The sequence below is a fragment of the Arenibaculum pallidiluteum genome (assembly GCF_017355985.1).
GTDB classification, from domain to species: Bacteria; Pseudomonadota; Alphaproteobacteria; order Azospirillales; family Azospirillaceae; genus Arenibaculum; species Arenibaculum pallidiluteum.
In genome coordinates this window covers 175858-191038 of record NZ_JAFIQU010000003.1, presented here as the reverse complement: position 1 = coordinate 191038, position 15181 = coordinate 175858, and the positions used below count along the sequence as shown (strand labels likewise).

The following is a 15181-nucleotide window of genomic DNA, read 5'->3' as shown; positions in this document are numbered from 1 at the left end:
GGCGCCTGGCCGCGCACGACGCATGAGCCCGCTCACACTCCTTTCGGCGGCCGCAGCGCCGGCCGAGACAGAATGGTGCCTGTCCGCCGTCCGCGGCCCGGACGGCGCCATCGCACTCGAATTCCCGGAGCCGCGCCGCAGGCTGGCGCCGATGCTGCGCATCCTCGCCCAGGATGTGGCGGGGCGGGCCCTGGACCTTGGCGCGGGGGCGGAGATGGAGGCCGAGACGGGCTTGCATCCCCCGGCGCGCTGGCGGGCGACCGCCCTGCCCGACCCAGCCGCGCCCCGGCGGCGCGCGCTGGTCCGTCTCCAGGACGCGACGGCCCGCCAGGCGCGGACACTGGCCGGGGAAGGTCCGGACCCCTTCCGCTTGGCGCTGGAGGCGACGCGGGACGGCATCATCGACTGGGATCTCGCGACCGGCCGCGTCTGGTACTCGCCGCGCTGGAAGGCGCTGCTGGGCTACCAGGACTATGAGCTCGCGAATTCCGCCGCGACCTGGAAGGCGCTGATCCTACCCCAGGACCAGCATCTCGGCCTGCGGCTCGTGCGCGAGCACTATGCCGGCAACCGGGACTTCGGCACGACGATCCGGTTCCGGCACAAGGACGGCTCCGTCCGGCACCTGATGGTCCGCGGGATCTCGGTGCGCGGCCCGGACGGGCGGCCGGGACGCTTGGTCGCGGCCTATACGGACGTGACGCCGCTGCTCGAGGCGCAGGCGGCGCTGCACGCCGCGAAGGAGGAGGCCGAGCGCGCCAGCCGAGCGAAGTCCGTCTTCCTCGGCGCCATGAGCCACGAGCTGCGGACTCCGCTGAACGCGATCATCGGCTTCTCCGAGCTGATCGCCTCCGAGGCGTTGGGCCCCGTGGGGAACGGCGCCTACGCCGACTACGCCCGGGACATCCTGGCCGGCGGCCAGCGCTTGCTGGCCGTCGTGAACGACATCCTGGACCTGACGCGCCTGGAGGCCGCCGAGTGCATCGAGCGCCAGCGTGTCGACGCACCGGCGCTGGTGCGCGCGGCGGTCCAGGGCGCGCAGGCCTCCGCGCAGGCGCGCGGCCTGCACCTCGACCTGCGCCCGGCGGCCGGGCTGCCACCCATCGAGGCCGATCCACACGCCCTGGCCCGGGCCCTCGCCCGGCTGGTCTCCAATGCCATCCAGTTCACGCCCGAGGGCGGCCGCGTCACGCTCGGAGCTCGCACCGAGGACGGCGCCGTGCTGATCGAGATCGCCGATACCGGCATTGGGATGGCGCCCGAGGAGGTGCCCCGCGCCCTGGAAGCCTTCACGCAGCTCGAGCACGTGCTGGCACGCCGGCACCAGGGCATCGGGCTCGGCCTCGCTGCGGTCCGCCGCACGGTGGAACTGCACGGGGCGGCCATGGAGATCGACACCGCCCCCGGCAGGGGCACCCGCGTCACGCTTCGCTTTCCCGCCCTGGGACCGGCGGCGCAGGCCGGATAGAATGCCTCCCGGCGCAAGGCACGCGACGGGAGGAAGACCATGCCGCAGCCCGACAAGGTGATGTCCCTGCCGGTTCCGGATCCCGGCACGCAGGACGAGGATATCCAGGCCTATTTCGAGAAGTGCCGCGAGAAGCTGGGGCTGGAGCCGAATGTCCTGAAGGCCTACAGCCTGCGCCCTGGCAAGTTCCGCGCCTTCACAGCGATGTACAGCGAGCTGATGCTGGGGCCGAGCGGGCTGAGCAAACTCGAGCGCGAGATGATCGCGGTCGTCGTCTCCTCGGCCAACCGCTGCTATTACTGCCTGGTGGCGCACGGCCAGGCCGTCCGCAGGCTCTCCGGCGACCCGCAGCTCGGGGAGATGCTGGTGATGAACTACCGCGTCGCCGAATTGCCGCCGCGCCAGCGCTCCATGCTCGACTTCGCCTGGAAGCTGACGACGACACCCCACCTCGTGGACGAGGCGGACCGCGATGTCCTGCGCGCCGAGGGCTTCTCCGAGGAGGACATCTTCGACATCGCCGACGTCGCGGGGTTCTTCAACATGTCGAACCGGGTCGCCAGCGGCGTCGACATGATCCCCAATCCCGAATACCACCGCATGGACCGCTGAGCGGGTCTCCGCGCCGGCTGGCCGCCTCGCCAAGACCGCGAGGCGCCGCGCGTGGCGGCAGCGGGTCCGCCCGACGCCGGACACGCTGGCGGTCCCCGCGCCCAGGCGCTAGGGTTCCGCGGTCCGGGATTGGCGCAGCCCCCCTGCGCTACCGAAACCGCCGGGAACCCTCATGATCCGCTTCATCGTCCGACTGTTCGCGCTGATCGGGCTGCTGGTCGTCCTCGCCATCGTCGGCGGCGGATACTGGATCTACCAGCGGCTGGAGGACAGGCCGGACCTGCCGGAATCCATCGTCCTGCAGCTCGACCTCGACAAGGCCCTGGCCGAGCGCGCGCCGGACGATCCCTTCGGTCTGCTGCGGCGCGAGACCAGCCTGCGCGACGTGGTCGAAGCGCTGGACCGCGCCGCACGCGACCCGCGGGTCAAGGGCGTTGCGGCACGGATCGGCGGCGACCAGTTCGGCCTGGCGGAGGCGCAGGAGCTGCGTGCCGCGGTGGGGCGCTTCCGCGCCGCCGGCCGCTTCGCCATCGCCTATTCGGAGACCTTCGGCGAGTTCGGACCCGGCAACGTCTCCTACTATCTCGCCAGTGCCTTCGACGAGATCTGGCTCCAGCCCGTCGGCATGGTGGGCCTGACCGGCATGGTCGCGCAGGTGCCGCTGGCCCGCGGCGCGCTCGACAAGCTGGCGGTGGTCCCCGAGCTCGGCAAGCGCGCCGAGTACAAGACCTTCGCCAACACCTTCACCGAGACCGGGCTGACCCCGGCGCACCGCCAGATGATGGAGGAGCTGGTCGGGGATCTGACCGGGCAGCTCGTCAGCGGGATCGCCGACGGCCGCCGCATGGGCGCCGACGCGCTGCGCGTGCTGCTGGACAGGGGCCCGTTCCTTGACCGCGAGGCCGTCGAGGCGCGGCTCGTCGACCGGCTGGGCTATCCGGACGAGGCGCTGGCCGCTGCGCGCGAGCGTGCGGGCTCGGGCACAGGTCTGGTCGGGGCGCCGGCCTATCTGGATGTGGCCGGCCGCCCGAACGTCGAGGGTCCGAAGCTCGCTCTGGTGGTCGGCACCGGCACCATCGTGCGCGGGGAGTCCGAGCCCAGCCCCTTCGGCGGCGGCAGCGCGATCGCTGCCGACACGATCTCCGATGCGCTGGACAAGGCTTCGCGCGACCCCGCGGTCCGCGCGATCCTGCTGCGGATCGATTCCGGCGGCGGATCGGCCGTGGCCTCCGAGACGATCCGTCGCGCCGTGGTACGTGCGCGCCAGGCCGGAAAGCCGGTCGTGGTCTCCATGGGCGGCATGGCCGCGTCGGGCGGCTACTGGATCGCGCTCGGCGCCGACCGCATCGTGGCCCTTCCCGCGACGCTGACGGGATCCATAGGCGTGGTGGCCGGAAAGATGGCGACCGAGGGTTTCTGGGAGCAGCTCGGTATCACCTGGGGCGTGATCGGGCGCGGCCAGAATGCGACCATGTGGTCGCAGATCCCGCGCTACACGCCGAGCGAGCTCCAGCGCCGCGACGCCATGCTCGACGACATCTACGGCACCTTCACCGGGCATGTGGCCGAGGCCAGGAAGCTGAGCCTGGACAGCGTGCGCGAGATCGCCAAGGGACGCGTCTGGACCGGCGCACAGGCCCAGGCCCTGGGCCTCGTGGACGTGCTCGGCGGCTATGAGGTGGCCCTGGCGGAGGCCCGGCAGCTCGGCGGGATTCCCGCAGGGTCGCCGGTGACGGTCGAGCTCTTCCCCCGTCCCCGCAACCCGCTGCGGCAGGCCATGGATCTGCTGGCCGGTAGGGCGGAGGCCGCCGCCGGGCTCGCCGAGGCCCTGGCGCCACTGGCGCGGGCCGCCGCGATTCTGGAGAGCCCGGCGACCGGGCCCGCCACCGCACCCGAGACCGGGCTCTGGCAGAGCCGGACGCTGCGCTGATCCCGATACCCTGATCCCGACTGGCCGGGATCAGGCCTCGCGGACGGCGCCGATCAGGAACTCCTTGTTGCCCTCGGGGCCGAGGATCGGGCTTTCGGCTAGACCGAGCACGCGCCAACCAGGCTGCGCGCCGAGCCAGGCGGCGATGCGCGCGCAGACCTCCTCGTGCAGCGCCGGATCGCGCACGACCCCGCCCTTGCCCACCCGGCCCTTGCCGACCTCGAACTGCGGCTTCACGAGAGCGACCAGCCGGGCTCCGGGGCGCGTCAGCCCCAGTGGCGCCGGCAGGACTGTCTCCAGCCCGATGAAGCTGGCGTCGCACACGACGAGGTCGACGGCCTCCGGAATCCGGTCGGCGGTCAGGTGGCGGGCATTGGTGCGCTCCAGCACGACGACGCGCGGATCCTGGCGGAGCTTCCAGGCGAGCTGCCCGTGCCCGACATCCACCGCGTAGACGCGGGCCGCCCCGCGCGAGAGCAGGACGTCGGTGAAGCCTCCAGTCGACGCCCCGACATCCAGGCAGATCAGCCCGGCAGCATCCACGCCGAACCGGTCGAGCCCCTCCACGAGCTTCAGCCCGCCGCGCGATACCCAGGGATGGTCCAGGCCACGCACCGAGAGCGGCGCCTCGACCGGGAGGAGCTGCCCGGCCTTGTCGATGCGAAGCGTCCCGGAATGGACCGCCCCGGCGAGGATCAGCGCCTGGGCCTTGGCGCGGCTTTCGACGAGGCCGCGCGCGACCAGCATCGTGTCAACGCGGTCCTTGCGAGGGGCGTCTGGTTTCGGCATGGCCCCGGCATAGCGCAGGATGAACCCCGCGCCAATGGCGGTGTTGCCCCAAGGTCGCCGCGCGGGCTGGCACGGGGAGGCCAATGACCGTCTACTTCACCTCGGACACCCATTTCGGCCATGGCTGGGCGCTGCGCTTCCGCGCCCGGCCCTTCCCGTCGCTCGCCGCAATGGACGAGGCGATGGTGGAGCGCTGGAACGAGACCGTTGGTCACGACGACACGGTCTGGCATCTCGGCGACTTCGCGGTCGGCCGCGGCCCGGGCTTCGCGGCCGGGTTCCTCGCCCGGCTTCAGGGACGCAAGCACCTGATCCTCGGCAACAACGACGATGCCGCGACGGCCTCGCTGCCGGGCTGGGGCAGCGTCGGCCACTACGCCGAGATCGAGGTCGATGGCACTTGGCTGGTGCTCTGCCACTATCCGTTCAGGACCTGGAACGGGATGTACAAGGGCGCCCTGAACCTGCACGGCCACAGCCACGGCAAGCTTGCCCCGATGCCGAAGCAGGCCGATGTCGGCGTGGATGTCTGGGACTTTCGCCCGGTCACCGTGGCGGAAATCCTCGCGGGCATGAAGGCGCGCCGCCGCGCCGCCCGGGCCTGAGCCCCGGGCGCGACGCCCTCGCGCGCCTCGGCCTCAGGCGCGCGCCGGTGCAGGAAGTTTGGCGTCGACGCCCAGCGCCGCAAGGGCGGTGGCCACGATCTGGCTCGCGGCAAGGCCCGCCTCCTCGTACTGACGGGCCGGGGTGTCATGGTCCTGGTAGCGGTCGGGAAGGACCATCGGCCGGATCTTCAGCCCGCCGTCCAGCAGCCCTGCCGTCGCGAGATGGTGCAACACGAAGCTTCCGAAGCCGCCGACCGAGCCTTCCTCGACGGTGATCAGCACCGCGTGCTCCGTTGCCAGGCGTCGCACCAGATCCTCGTCGAGGGGCTTCGCGAAACGGGCGTCGGCCACGGTCGTGGACAGGCCCCGGGCGCCGAGGTCGTGTGCGGCGGCGAGGCATTCCTGCAGACGGCCGCCGTAGCTCAGCAGCGCGATCTTGTCGCCCTCCTGCAGGATACGTCCCTTGCCGATGGCGAGCGGCGTCCCGCGCTCGGGAAGGTCGAGGCCGATTCCCTCGCCGCGGGGATAGCGGAAGGCCGAGGGCCGGTCGTCGATCGACGCCGCGGTCGCCACCATGTGCATCAGCTCGGCCTCGTCGGCCGCCGCCATCAGGACCATGTTGGGCAGGCAGCCGAGATAGGCGACGTCGAAAGCGCCGGCATGGGTCGCGCCGTCCGCTCCGACCAAGCCGGCCCGGTCTATGGCGAAGCGCACGGGCAGCTTCTGGATCGCCACGTCGTGGACGACCTGGTCGTAGGCGCGCTGCAGGAAGGTCGAGTAGATCGCGGCGAAGGGCTTATAGCCCTCGCAGGCCATGCCGGCCGCGAAGGTCACCGCGTGCTGCTCGGCGATGCCGACGTCGAAGCATCGGTCGGGGAACCTCTTGGCGAAGAGATCCAGCCCCGTGCCCGCGGGCATCGCGGCGTTTACCGCGACGATCCGGGCATCGGCCTCGGCCTCCTTGATGAGGCTGTCCGCGAAGACGCGGGTATAGGTCGGCGCGTTGCTCTTGGCCTTGGCCTGCGTGCCGGTGACGACGTCGAAGCGGGCGACGGCGTGCAGCTTGTCGGCCGACGCCTCGGCCGGCGGATAGCCATGGCCCTTGCGCGTGACGACGTGCACGAGGACCGGCACCTCCTCTTCCATGTCGCGCAGGTTCTGGAGAACCGGCAGCAGATGGTCGAGATTGTGCCCGTCCACCGGGCCGACGTAGTAGAAGCCGAGCTCCTCGAAGAGCGTGCCGCCCGTCACCATGCCGCGGGCATACTCCTCGGCCCGGGCCGCCGCGCGCTGCAGCGGTCCGGGGAAGTGTCTCGCGACGTCCTTCGCGAGATGGCGCAGGGTCAGGAACTTCTTGGAGGAGATCAGGCGCGACAGGTATGCGCTCATGGCGCCCACCGGCGGCGCGATGGACATGTCGTTGTCGTTCAGGATCACGAAGAGCCGCGCATCCTGGGATCCCGCATTGTTCATGGCCTCGTAGGCCATGCCGGCGCTCATGGCGCCGTCGCCGATCACCGCGACCACGTTCCTGCGCACGCCCTCGAGCCGGCTCGCCACCGCCATGCCGAGTCCCGCCGAGATCGAGGTGGAGCTATGGCCGGCGCCGAAGGGGTCGTACTCGCTTTCCGAGCGTTTGGTGAAGCCCGAGAGCCCGCCGCCCTGGCGCAGCGTGCGGATGCGGTCGCGCCGCCCCGTGACGATCTTGTGGGGATAGGCCTGGTGCCCGACATCCCAGATCAGACGGTCATGGGGTGTGTCGAAGACGTAGTGCAGGGCGACGGTCAGCTCGACCACCCCCAAACCCGCGCCGAGATGCCCGCCGGTCACGGAGACCGCCGCGATCGTCTCCGAGCGCAGCTCGTCGGCGAGCTGCTTGAGCTGCTCGGGCCGCAGGCGCCGGATGTCGGCCGGGACCTCGACCGTGTCGAGGAGCGGAGTCGCGCTGGCCTGCTTCGTCAAAATGCGTCCTCCCTTGGAACCGGCCCTCGTCGCCGCTGCCGGCGGCCGGTTCTGAAACCCTGGTCCGCGGCGTCGCGCCGCAGGCGCGCCCGCCTCAGGCCCGTCTTTCGACCACGAACCCCGCGACCGCACGAAGCATGTCGGCGCGCCCGTCGAAAATGTCGAGATGGCTTGCGGCCTGACCGGCAAGAAGCCGCGCCTGGTCCCGCGCACGCTCGATGCCCAGGATGGAGACGAAGGTCGCCTTCCCGGCCGCGGCATCGGAGCCCGCCGGCTTGCCTGTCACCGCGGGGTCCCCCTCGGCATCCAGGAGATCGTCGGCAATCTGGAAGGCGAGCCCGAGGTCATGGGCGAAGTTGTGCAGCGCCTGGCGCTGCGGCGGCGACGCCCTGCCGAGGATTCCGCCGGCCTCGCACGAGAAGGCGATCATCTCGCCGGTCTTCATGCGCTGCAGCCGGGTGATCGCCCCGATGTCGAGCGTCTCGTGCTCGGCGATCAGATCGAGCATCTGGCCGCCGACCATGCCCCGGGGCCCCGCGGCCCGGGCCAGCGCGGTCACGAGCTGGCAGCGGACATGGGGATCCTCATGGGTCTCGGGATCCGCGAGGATCTCGAAGGCGTAGGTCAGCAGGCCGTCGCCCGCCAGGATCGCCGTCGCCTCGTCGAACTGCTTGTGCACCGTCGGCCGACCGCGTCTCAGGTCGCTGTCGTCCATGGCCGGCAGGTCATCGTGGATCAGCGAGTAGCAGTGCACGAACTCGACCGCGGCCGCGACCCGCAGCGCATGGTCGCCGCCGACGGCGAAAAGGCCCGAGCTCTGCATCACCAGAAAGGGCCTCAGCCGCTTGCCGCCGCCGAGGCACGCATAGCGCATGGCCTCATGGAGCTGCGCCTCGGCCAGATCCGAGGGCGGAAGCAGCCGTTCGATGCTGCGCCCGACCGCTTCGGCCGCTTCGGTCAGGGCCGTCTCGAGAGCACCCATGCGATCAATCCGCCCGGAACGGTTCGGTGCCGAGGCCGTCGGCGGTCACCATGATCCGCTCGACCTTCGCCTGCGCCTCGCGCAGCTTCGCCTCGCAGTGGCGCCGCAGCAGCGTGCCGCGCTCGTAGGACGAGATCGCGTCGTCGAGCTTGGCGCGGCCCTCCTCGAGCTGCCGGACGATGCGCTCGAGCTCGCCCAACGCGTCCTCGAAGCTCATTGCTGCGATCTCGGGAGGAATCGACGCTTCGGCCATGCTCTGCTTTCCTCGGGGCGCGGACGACGGGAGGCGGACTGTAGGAGGGATGCCGCCTCCTCCGCAAGGATGCCCCTCCCGCAGCATGGCTGCAGGGCGATCAGGCGCAACCCCTCCGGCCGTCCTATGTCGGATGGATTGCCCCGATCGCGCGCGTCGGCCCATGGCAAGTCCGGGCGGCGATCACGCCTGCATCAGCTCGTGGACATGCGCGGCGCAGCTTGCAGCCAGCGCACGCAGGTCGTACCCGCCCTCCAGCACCGAGACGACGCGGCCTTCGCAGCACGACCGTGCGAGATCGGCCAGCTTGCGCGTCACCCAGGCGTAGTCGGCCTCCACCAGGTGCAGCCCTGCCAGCGGATCGCGCGTGTGGGCGTCGAAACCCGCAGAGATCAGGATCAGCCCCGGCTGGAAGCGCTCCAGGGCCGGCAGGATATGCGTGGTGACGGCGTGGCGGAACTCGGCGCTACCGGACATGGCGGCGAGCGGCGCGTTGACGACATTGTCGTGAGCGCCCCGCTCCTGCGCGGCGCCGGTCGCCGGATAGAGCGGCCACTGATGGGTCGAGGCATAGAACATGCCTGCGTCGCCCTGCAGGATGTCCTGCGTCCCGTTGCCGTGATGGACATCGAAATCCACCACCGCCACGCGTTCGATGCCATGGACCGCCCGTGCATGGAGTGCACCGACCGCGACGTTGTTGAACAGGCAGAACCCCATGGCCGTCGCCGTTTCGGCATGATGCCCCGGGGGCCGCACCGCGCAAAAGGCATTCCGCGCCTCGCCTCTGCAGACGGCGTCCACCGCCGCGACGACTGCGCCGGCCGCGCGGAGGGCCGCCTCGCCACTGCCGGGCGAGAGCACGGTGTCGGAATCGATCTCGGCGTGCCCTTCGGCAGGAATCGCGGCCAGGATCTCCTCGACGTAGGATCCGGGATGGGCACGCGCGAGTTGCTCGCGCGTCGCGCGGGGCGCCTCGCACCGCTGCAGAAAGTGGAAGCGCTCGTCCTCCAGCGCTGCGAGCACGGCCTTTAGCCGAGCAGGATTTTCAGGATGGCCGAAGCCCGTGTCGTGATCGACGCAGGCCGGATGGCTGAACAGGACCGTGTTCATCGGTTCGCAGTTTCGGGTTTTTCCTCGCCTGCGGCCATTGTCCCAGAAGTATTGCGGCTTTTCACCGCTATTCTGGTGCCACTGCCGGTCCCTGCGACGCACCCCGGAGAGGCACCCCGAAGACGCCCCCCGAAGACGCAACGGGGCCTCAGCCTCCGCGCTCGATGCGGAACCGGAAGATTCCGCCGGTCTCCTCGGCCAGTAGCAGGCGGTTCCCCGAAGCCTCGCAGAAAGCGCGAAAATCCTTGGGCGCGCCGGGGTCGGTCGCCTCGACATCCAGGATCTCGCCCGGAGCTAGTGCCTTCAGCAGCTTGCGTGCCCGAAGCACGGGAAGCGGGCACGCAAGGCCCTTGGCGTCGAGAAGATGCGTGTTCATGGCGCCGATGCTAGTGCATCTCCAGCTTTGGCGGGAACCCGGAGATGCTTCCGCGCCGCGTCGTGCCCGACAGCGCGCCGGTGGGCCATCAGTCGGGCCGGTTCCCGCTGCCTCAGGGCGGATCCAGCTCCAGCGTCGCCTTCGCCACGGTGACGGCGCCGCCTCCCACCATGGCGGCTTCCAGGCGGCCGCCGGCGAAAACCGCGGAAATGGCGATCTCGCTGGGCCGGCCCATCTCCATCCCCTGAAGGACCCGCCAGCGCGCGACCCCGTCCGCGGATCGCCGAAGCGCCGCAAGGAACCCGACCAGCGCCGCGGCGGCCGCTCCCGTCGCCGGATCCTCGGGGATGCCCATGGCCGGGGCGAACATCCGAACATGAACGTCGCCGCCGCGCTCCCAGTCCTCCATCCACACGGGATAGATGTGGGGCGCGGGTCCCTCCGCCATCGATGCGCTCCAGGCGGCGGGGTCGAGGCGCGCGGCCGAGAGCGCCGATCGCTCGCGCAGGGGAATCACGGCAAAGCAAACTCCCGCGCTCCATGCGGCGGGCGCCGGACGGACGGCCAGCGCCGAGGCGGGCAGCCCGATTACCCGGGCCAGATCCTCCGGGCCGGGAAGGCCGGGCACCTCCGCGGGCAGGCGCGGGCTCGTCAGCGTGGCCCGGACCCGCCCGTCGGATCCGCGCTCAAGGCGCACGGGCACGGGACCAGCCCCTTCCTCGAAAACGATCTCGGACGCATCGCCGAACGCGCCGGCCTCGGCCAGCAGCACCGCGGTCCCGACCGTCGGGTGCCCCGCGAAGGGCAGCTCCATCGCAGGGGTGAAGATGCGCAGGCGCCGCGTTCCACCGGAGGTCTCCGGGGGCAGGACGAAGACCGTCTCGCTGAGGTTCAGCTCACGGGCGATGGACTGCATCAGCGCGCCGTCGAGCCCGGCCCCGTCGGGAAAGACCGCCAGCGGGTTGCCGCCGAAGCGGCGGTCGGTGAAGACGTCGGCGGTCACATAGCTCCGCACGTTCATGTTGCCCTCCATCGATCCCGGCGATCCTGCCCATCCCGCGACTTGCGCGCAAACGATGCTTTCTCGTCAAATGGGCAAGCTCAGCTTGCCTATGGGTCCCAATGCCACCGCCCGCGCAGATGCCCCCTCTGCCCATGCTCCGCGTCTTCGAGGCGGCGGCGCGCCACGAGAGCTTCCGCCGCGCCGCCGAGGAGCTGCATGTCACGCCGGCCGCGGTGAGCCTGCGCATGCGCGAGCTCGAGGCGCTGCTGGGCACCCGGCTCTTCGAGCGGCGCCCGCGCGGCCTGCGGCTGACCGCGGCCGGCCGAGACTACCGGGCCGAAGTCGCGGCAGCCATGGCGCGGATCGCCGACGCCACGGCCCGGCTGACTGCCCCCGGCCGTGACGGGCCGCTGCGCGTCGGCGTCGGGCGTTCCTTCGCGCTCCTTTGGCTCCTGCCACGGCTGGCAGGGTTCCGGCTTGCCCATCCCGGGATCGACCTGAGGCTCGATGCCGACGACCGGCTGGCGGACCCCGGTCCCGCCGGACCGGATCTCGCGGTGCGCTTCGGCCCCGGCCGCTATGCCGGCCTCCGGTCCGAACTGCTGATGGCCGATTCCGTCGTCCCCGTCTGCGCGCCCGCCCTTCTTGGCGGCGGCGCCCCGCCGAGAAGGCCGGCGGACCTCCTCGCCTTTCCGCTGCTGCACGACGATGGCCTGCACGCCGAGGAAACCGCGACCGGCTGGCCGGGCTGGCTCGCCGATGCGGGCCTCGGGATGCCGGGCGCCGGCATCCACCTGCCCGACGCCGCGCTGGTGCTGCAGGCGGCGCTTCTGGGCCAGGGTGTCGCGCTCGTGCGGAGATCCCTGGCCGAGGCGCACCTGGCCGCGGGCCGCCTCGTCCGGGTGCTCGGCCACGAGATTCCGACGGCTTTCGCCTATTGGATCGTGCTTCCCGGCGGAGGTCCACCAGATGCCCGAGCCGCTGCGTTCCGGGACTGGATCCGCCGCGAGGCCGGCGCCTGAGCTGCCGTCAGCGCCGGCCCGCGCCGACGAGCGCGCCTGCCGCGACCAGCAGCCATCCAAGGATCATCGTCAGGCCGCCCAGCGGCGCCAGGGCGGCGGTGCCACGTGGCGCGCCGAGCGCCAGCGCGTACAGCGATCCGCAGAAGAGGGCGATCCCCGCCAGGAACGCCCACCGCGCCGCCGCCGCGGCACGGCCTGCGATCCAGCCCGATGCGATCGGCAGGAGCGCGAGGGCATGCCACATCTGGTACTGGCTCGCCGTCCGCGCCCAGTCGGAGGCCTGGCCGGCGAGGCCGTGGCTCGCATAGGCGCCGAAGGCGACCGCCATCGCGGCGTTCAGCGCGGCGACGGCGACCCACGCCGCGGCAGCAGGCGCCATGGTCAGGCGGCCTCGCCGAGCCGGTTGCGGTCATGCGGCCGCGTGTAGTCCAGGGCGGGGCCCTTGGGCACGATGCGCGTCGGGTTGATCATCTGATGGCTTGCGTAATAGTGGCGCTTGATTTGCTCGAAATTCACCGTGTCGGCGATTCCCGGCACTTGGTACAGGTCGCGCAGGTAGTTCGAGAGGTTCGGGTAGTCCTCGATACGGCGCAGGTTGCACTTGAAGTGACCGTAATACACGGCATCGAAGCGCACCAGCGTGGTGAAGAGGCGCCAGTCCGCCTCGGTTCGCCGCGGACCGGTCAGGAAGCGCCGCTCCGAGAGGATCCCCTCGATCCGGTCCAGCGCCGCGAAGAGCCGGTCGAATGCCTCCTCGTAGGCCTCCTGCGTCGTCGCGAAGCCGGCCCGGTAGACGCCGTTGTTCACATCGTCGTAGATCCAGGCGTTCACGGCGTCGATCTCGCCGCGGAGATTCTCGGGATAGAGATCCGCCGAAGGGTCGCCCCACGCATCGAAGGCCGCGTTCAGGATGCGGACGATCTCGGCGGATTCGTTGTTCACGATGGTCCGGCGCTGCTTGTCCCAGAGAACGGGCACCGTGACCCGGCCCGAATAAGCGGGGTCTGCCAGCGTATAGACCTCGTGCAGCCAGCGCTTGCCGTTCACGGCGTCCGGCACGGCGCCCGCCGCATCGGAGAAGCCCCAGCCCTGCTCGCCCATGAAGGGATCGACGATCGATACCGATATCACGTCGTCCAGGCGCTTCAGGCGCCGTGCGATCAGGGTCCTGTGCGCCCAGGGGCAGGCCAGCGAGACGTAGAGGTGATAGCGCCCGGCGGCGGCGGGGAATAAGCCGGTCCCGTCGGCCGAGACCTGATTCCTGAAGCGGGTCGGCGGGCGCACGAAGGCGCCACCGGACTTGCCCGTGTCGTACCAGCGGTCCTGCCAGACCCCCTCGACCAGAAGTCCCATGACGCCCCCGTCCCGGCCCCGCGAAACGGCCCGGCGCCGGGGCCGGGCCGTGCAGTCACCCGTGCAGCTTCTTCGTGATCTCCGCGACGTGCTTGCCCTGGAAGCGCGCGCCGTCGAGCTCGCTGGCCGAGGGCTGGCGCGATCCGTCGCCGCCGGCGATGGTGGTGGCACCGTAGGGCGAGCCGCCGGTGATCTCGTCCAGTCGCATCTGGCCCGCGAAGGAATAGGGCAGCCCCACGATCACCATGCCCTGGTGCAGCAGTGTCGTGTGGAAGGAGAGGATCGTGCTCTCCTGCCCGCCGTGCTGGGTGGCCGTGGATGCGAAGACCGATCCGACCTTGCCGATCAGGGCCCCCTTCGCCCAGAGGCCGCCGGTCTGGTCCAGGAAGTTCCGCATCTGGGACGCCATGTTGCCGAAGCGGGTGGGCGTGCCGAAGATGATGGCATCGTAGGTCGGAAGCTCGTCCACCGTGGCGATCGGCGCCGCCTGGTCCAGCTTGATGTGCGACTTCTTCGCGATCTCCTCGGGCACCAGCTCGGGCACGCGCTTGACGGTCACCTCCGTGCCGGCGACGGATCGCGCGCCTTCCGCGGCCGCGTTCGCCATGGCCTCGGTGTGGCCGTAGCTGCTGTAGTAGAGGACGAGGATCTTCGCCATGTCTGCTTTCCCTTCGGTGGATTGATCGACAGATCGCACGTTGCTTTGGTTCCGTTAATCGCCGAGGATCGGGAAAAATTGTTTCCCGGATGGCAACGATGGACCGGCTCGACGACATGGCAGTCTTCGTGAAGGTAGTCGACTGCCGCAGCTTCACGCTCGCTGCGGAACGGCTTGGGCTGTCCAAGTCGGTCGTGAGCCGCCGGCTCACCGAGCTTGAGAACAGGCTGGGCGTCCGCCTCCTGAACCGTACGACCCGCCGGCTCAGCCTAACCGAGGTGGGCCAGGCTTTCTACGAGCGTGCCACCCGGATCCTGGCGGATGTGGACGAGGCCGAGCAGGCCGCGGGCGACCTGCATGCCGCCCCCCGGGGGACCCTGCGGGTCAACGCCCCGGTCTCGTTCGGCGTGAAGCACCTGGCCCCGGCCATCGCGGACCTGATGGAGCACCATCCCGAGATGGAGATCGAGATGGACCTCAATGACCGCTACGTGGACCTCGTGGACGAGGGATACGACGTCGCGGTCCGGATCGGCCGGCTGCGCGACAGCAGTCTGATCGCCCGCCGCCTCGCGCCCGTCCGCCGGGCCCTCATCGGCAGCCCGGCCTATTTCGCGCGCCGTGGCCGGCCAAGCCATCCCGACGAGCTGACGCGCCACAACTGTCTCGTCTACACGAACAGTCCGGTGGCCGACCAATGGTCGTTCCGCATCGACGGCGAGATCCGGCCGGTCAGGGTGGCGGGAAGCCTGCGCGTGAACAACGGCGAGATCCTCCTGGAGGCCGTGCGCCAGGGGATCGGCCTTGCCATCCTTCCGACCTTCATCGCCAGCGAGGCACTGAAGGACGGCTCGGCCGAGTGCATTCTTCGGGAGTTCACGGTATCGGAGATCGCGGTGCACGCGGTCTATCCCCATGGCCGTCACCTCTCGCCGAAGGTCCGCGCCTTCGTGGATTTCCTGGCCAGCCGCTTCGGCCCCTCTCCGTACTGGGACGAGGCGCAATCCGTCGCCTCCGGCTGAGACCCGCCGCATCGGGCGACGCGGACACACCCG

Annotated in this window: 16 protein-coding genes; 6 read left to right on the top strand and 10 right to left on the bottom strand. The window is 70.7% G+C overall.

Annotation, left to right across the window (positions count from 1 at the left end; genetic code table 11):
* Nucleotides 1–22 precede the first annotated feature (22 nt).
* The 3 genes from JUB13_RS08000 to sppA all read left to right on the top strand — a co-directional run bounded on the left by JUB13_RS08000 (nt 23) and on the right by sppA (nt 4010).
* The gene (locus JUB13_RS08000; protein ID WP_207478277.1) at nt 23–1468 is read left to right on the top strand and encodes a PAS domain-containing sensor histidine kinase; all 1446 of its coding nucleotides are present in this window, start codon (nt 23–25) and stop codon (nt 1466–1468) included.
* 39 nt (nt 1469–1507) lie between these two features.
* Complete coding sequence (locus tag JUB13_RS07995) at nt 1508–2080, top strand: peroxidase-related enzyme (RefSeq protein WP_207478276.1); 573 nt, start codon at nt 1508–1510, stop codon at nt 2078–2080.
* A gap of 172 nt (nt 2081–2252) precedes the next feature.
* Nucleotides 2253–4010, top strand: a complete 1758-nt coding sequence (gene sppA, locus JUB13_RS07990) for a signal peptide peptidase SppA (RefSeq protein WP_207478275.1) — start codon at nt 2253–2255, stop codon at nt 4008–4010.
* 30 nt (nt 4011–4040) lie between these two features.
* Here sppA and JUB13_RS07985 read toward each other — a convergent pair whose 3' ends face one another.
* The gene (locus JUB13_RS07985) at nt 4041–4757 is read right to left on the bottom strand and encodes a TlyA family RNA methyltransferase (protein ID WP_207478274.1); all 717 of its coding nucleotides are present in this window, start codon (nt 4755–4757) and stop codon (nt 4041–4043) included.
* Between the two features lie 125 nt (nt 4758–4882).
* On the opposite strand from JUB13_RS07985, the gene JUB13_RS07980 reads away from it, so the two are divergent.
* A complete protein-coding gene (locus tag JUB13_RS07980) occupies nt 4883–5404 on the top strand; it encodes a metallophosphoesterase family protein (RefSeq protein ID WP_207478273.1) in 522 nt (173 codons plus the stop codon).
* A 33-nt stretch (nt 5405–5437) separates the two neighbouring features.
* Here the strand turns inward: JUB13_RS07980 and dxs are convergent, their stop codons facing one another.
* The 6 genes from dxs to JUB13_RS07950 all read right to left on the bottom strand — a co-directional run bounded on the left by dxs (nt 5438) and on the right by JUB13_RS07950 (nt 11111).
* Nucleotides 5438–7366: a 1-deoxy-D-xylulose-5-phosphate synthase gene (gene dxs, locus JUB13_RS07975; RefSeq protein WP_211115502.1), complete on the bottom strand. Its 1929-nt coding sequence runs from the start codon at nt 7364–7366 to the stop codon at nt 5438–5440.
* Nucleotides 7367–7460: 94 nt separating this feature from the next.
* Entirely contained in the window at nt 7461–8348 is an 888-nt protein-coding gene (locus JUB13_RS07970) for a polyprenyl synthetase family protein (protein ID WP_207478272.1), read from the bottom strand.
* Between the two features lie 4 nt (nt 8349–8352).
* Nucleotides 8353–8601, bottom strand: a complete 249-nt coding sequence (locus JUB13_RS07965) for an exodeoxyribonuclease VII small subunit (RefSeq protein ID WP_207478271.1) — start codon at nt 8599–8601, stop codon at nt 8353–8355.
* Between the two features lie 183 nt (nt 8602–8784).
* Nucleotides 8785–9714 carry a histone deacetylase family protein gene (locus JUB13_RS07960; RefSeq protein ID WP_207478270.1) on the bottom strand — a complete coding sequence of 310 codons (930 nt, stop codon included), beginning with the start codon at nt 9712–9714 and terminating at the stop codon, nt 8785–8787.
* A 148-nt stretch (nt 9715–9862) separates the two neighbouring features.
* Nucleotides 9863–10090 carry a sulfurtransferase TusA family protein gene (locus JUB13_RS07955; protein WP_207478269.1) on the bottom strand — a complete coding sequence of 76 codons (228 nt, stop codon included), beginning with the start codon at nt 10088–10090 and terminating at the stop codon, nt 9863–9865.
* A 112-nt stretch (nt 10091–10202) separates the two neighbouring features.
* Nucleotides 10203–11111 carry a PhzF family phenazine biosynthesis protein gene (locus JUB13_RS07950; RefSeq protein WP_207478268.1) on the bottom strand — a complete coding sequence of 303 codons (909 nt, stop codon included), beginning with the start codon at nt 11109–11111 and terminating at the stop codon, nt 10203–10205.
* A 101-nt stretch (nt 11112–11212) separates the two neighbouring features.
* Here JUB13_RS07950 and gcvA point away from each other — a divergent pair, with 101 nt between their 5' ends.
* Entirely contained in the window at nt 11213–12115 is a 903-nt protein-coding gene (gene gcvA / locus JUB13_RS07945; protein WP_328702889.1) for a transcriptional regulator GcvA, read from the top strand.
* 7 nt (nt 12116–12122) lie between these two features.
* On the opposite strand, the gene JUB13_RS07940 is transcribed toward gcvA, so the two are convergent.
* Genes JUB13_RS07940 through wrbA form a run of 3 tightly spaced genes read right to left on the bottom strand, consistent with a single transcriptional unit; the run spans nt 12123 to nt 14126 of the window.
* Nucleotides 12123–12494, bottom strand: coding sequence for a DUF423 domain-containing protein (locus tag JUB13_RS07940; RefSeq protein ID WP_207478266.1), 372 nt, complete (start codon nt 12492–12494; stop codon nt 12123–12125).
* A 2-nt stretch (nt 12495–12496) separates the two neighbouring features.
* Nucleotides 12497–13468, bottom strand: a complete 972-nt coding sequence (locus tag JUB13_RS07935) for a glutathione S-transferase family protein (RefSeq protein ID WP_207478265.1) — start codon at nt 13466–13468, stop codon at nt 12497–12499.
* Nucleotides 13469–13523: 55 nt separating this feature from the next.
* Nucleotides 13524–14126, bottom strand: coding sequence for an NAD(P)H:quinone oxidoreductase (gene wrbA / locus JUB13_RS07930; protein WP_207478264.1), 603 nt, complete (start codon nt 14124–14126; stop codon nt 13524–13526).
* Nucleotides 14127–14224: 98 nt separating this feature from the next.
* Between wrbA and JUB13_RS07925 the strand changes: the two genes are divergently transcribed.
* Entirely contained in the window at nt 14225–15148 is a 924-nt protein-coding gene (locus JUB13_RS07925; protein ID WP_207478263.1) for a LysR family transcriptional regulator, read from the top strand.
* Nucleotides 15149–15181: the final 33 nt, after the last annotated feature.

Coding starts and splice junctions, on each gene's coding strand:
- JUB13_RS08000 (WP_207478277.1), top strand. CDS start 23: ATGAGCCCGCTCACACTCCTTTCGGCGGCCGCAGCGCCGGCCGAGACA.
- JUB13_RS07980 (WP_207478273.1), top strand. CDS start 4,883: ATGACCGTCTACTTCACCTCGGACACCCATTTCGGCCATGGCTGGGCG.
- JUB13_RS07960 (WP_207478270.1), bottom strand. CDS start 9,714: ATGAACACGGTCCTGTTCAGCCATCCGGCCTGCGTCGATCACGACACG.
- JUB13_RS07995 (WP_207478276.1), top strand. CDS start 1,508: ATGCCGCAGCCCGACAAGGTGATGTCCCTGCCGGTTCCGGATCCCGGC.
- sppA (WP_207478275.1), top strand. CDS start 2,253: ATGATCCGCTTCATCGTCCGACTGTTCGCGCTGATCGGGCTGCTGGTC.
- JUB13_RS07965 (WP_207478271.1), bottom strand. CDS start 8,601: ATGGCCGAAGCGTCGATTCCTCCCGAGATCGCAGCAATGAGCTTCGAG.
- JUB13_RS07950 (WP_207478268.1), bottom strand. CDS start 11,111: ATGAACGTGCGGAGCTATGTGACCGCCGACGTCTTCACCGACCGCCGC.
- JUB13_RS07940 (WP_207478266.1), bottom strand. CDS start 12,494: ATGGCGCCTGCTGCCGCGGCGTGGGTCGCCGTCGCCGCGCTGAACGCC.
- gcvA (WP_328702889.1), top strand. CDS start 11,213: ATGCCACCGCCCGCGCAGATGCCCCCTCTGCCCATGCTCCGCGTCTTC.
- JUB13_RS07955 (WP_207478269.1), bottom strand. CDS start 10,090: ATGAACACGCATCTTCTCGACGCCAAGGGCCTTGCGTGCCCGCTTCCC.
- JUB13_RS07985 (WP_207478274.1), bottom strand. CDS start 4,757: ATGCTGGTCGCGCGCGGCCTCGTCGAAAGCCGCGCCAAGGCCCAGGCG.
- wrbA (WP_207478264.1), bottom strand. CDS start 14,126: ATGGCGAAGATCCTCGTCCTCTACTACAGCAGCTACGGCCACACCGAG.
- JUB13_RS07935 (WP_207478265.1), bottom strand. CDS start 13,468: ATGGGACTTCTGGTCGAGGGGGTCTGGCAGGACCGCTGGTACGACACG.
- JUB13_RS07925 (WP_207478263.1), top strand. CDS start 14,225: ATGGACCGGCTCGACGACATGGCAGTCTTCGTGAAGGTAGTCGACTGC.
- JUB13_RS07970 (WP_207478272.1), bottom strand. CDS start 8,348: ATGGGTGCTCTCGAGACGGCCCTGACCGAAGCGGCCGAAGCGGTCGGG.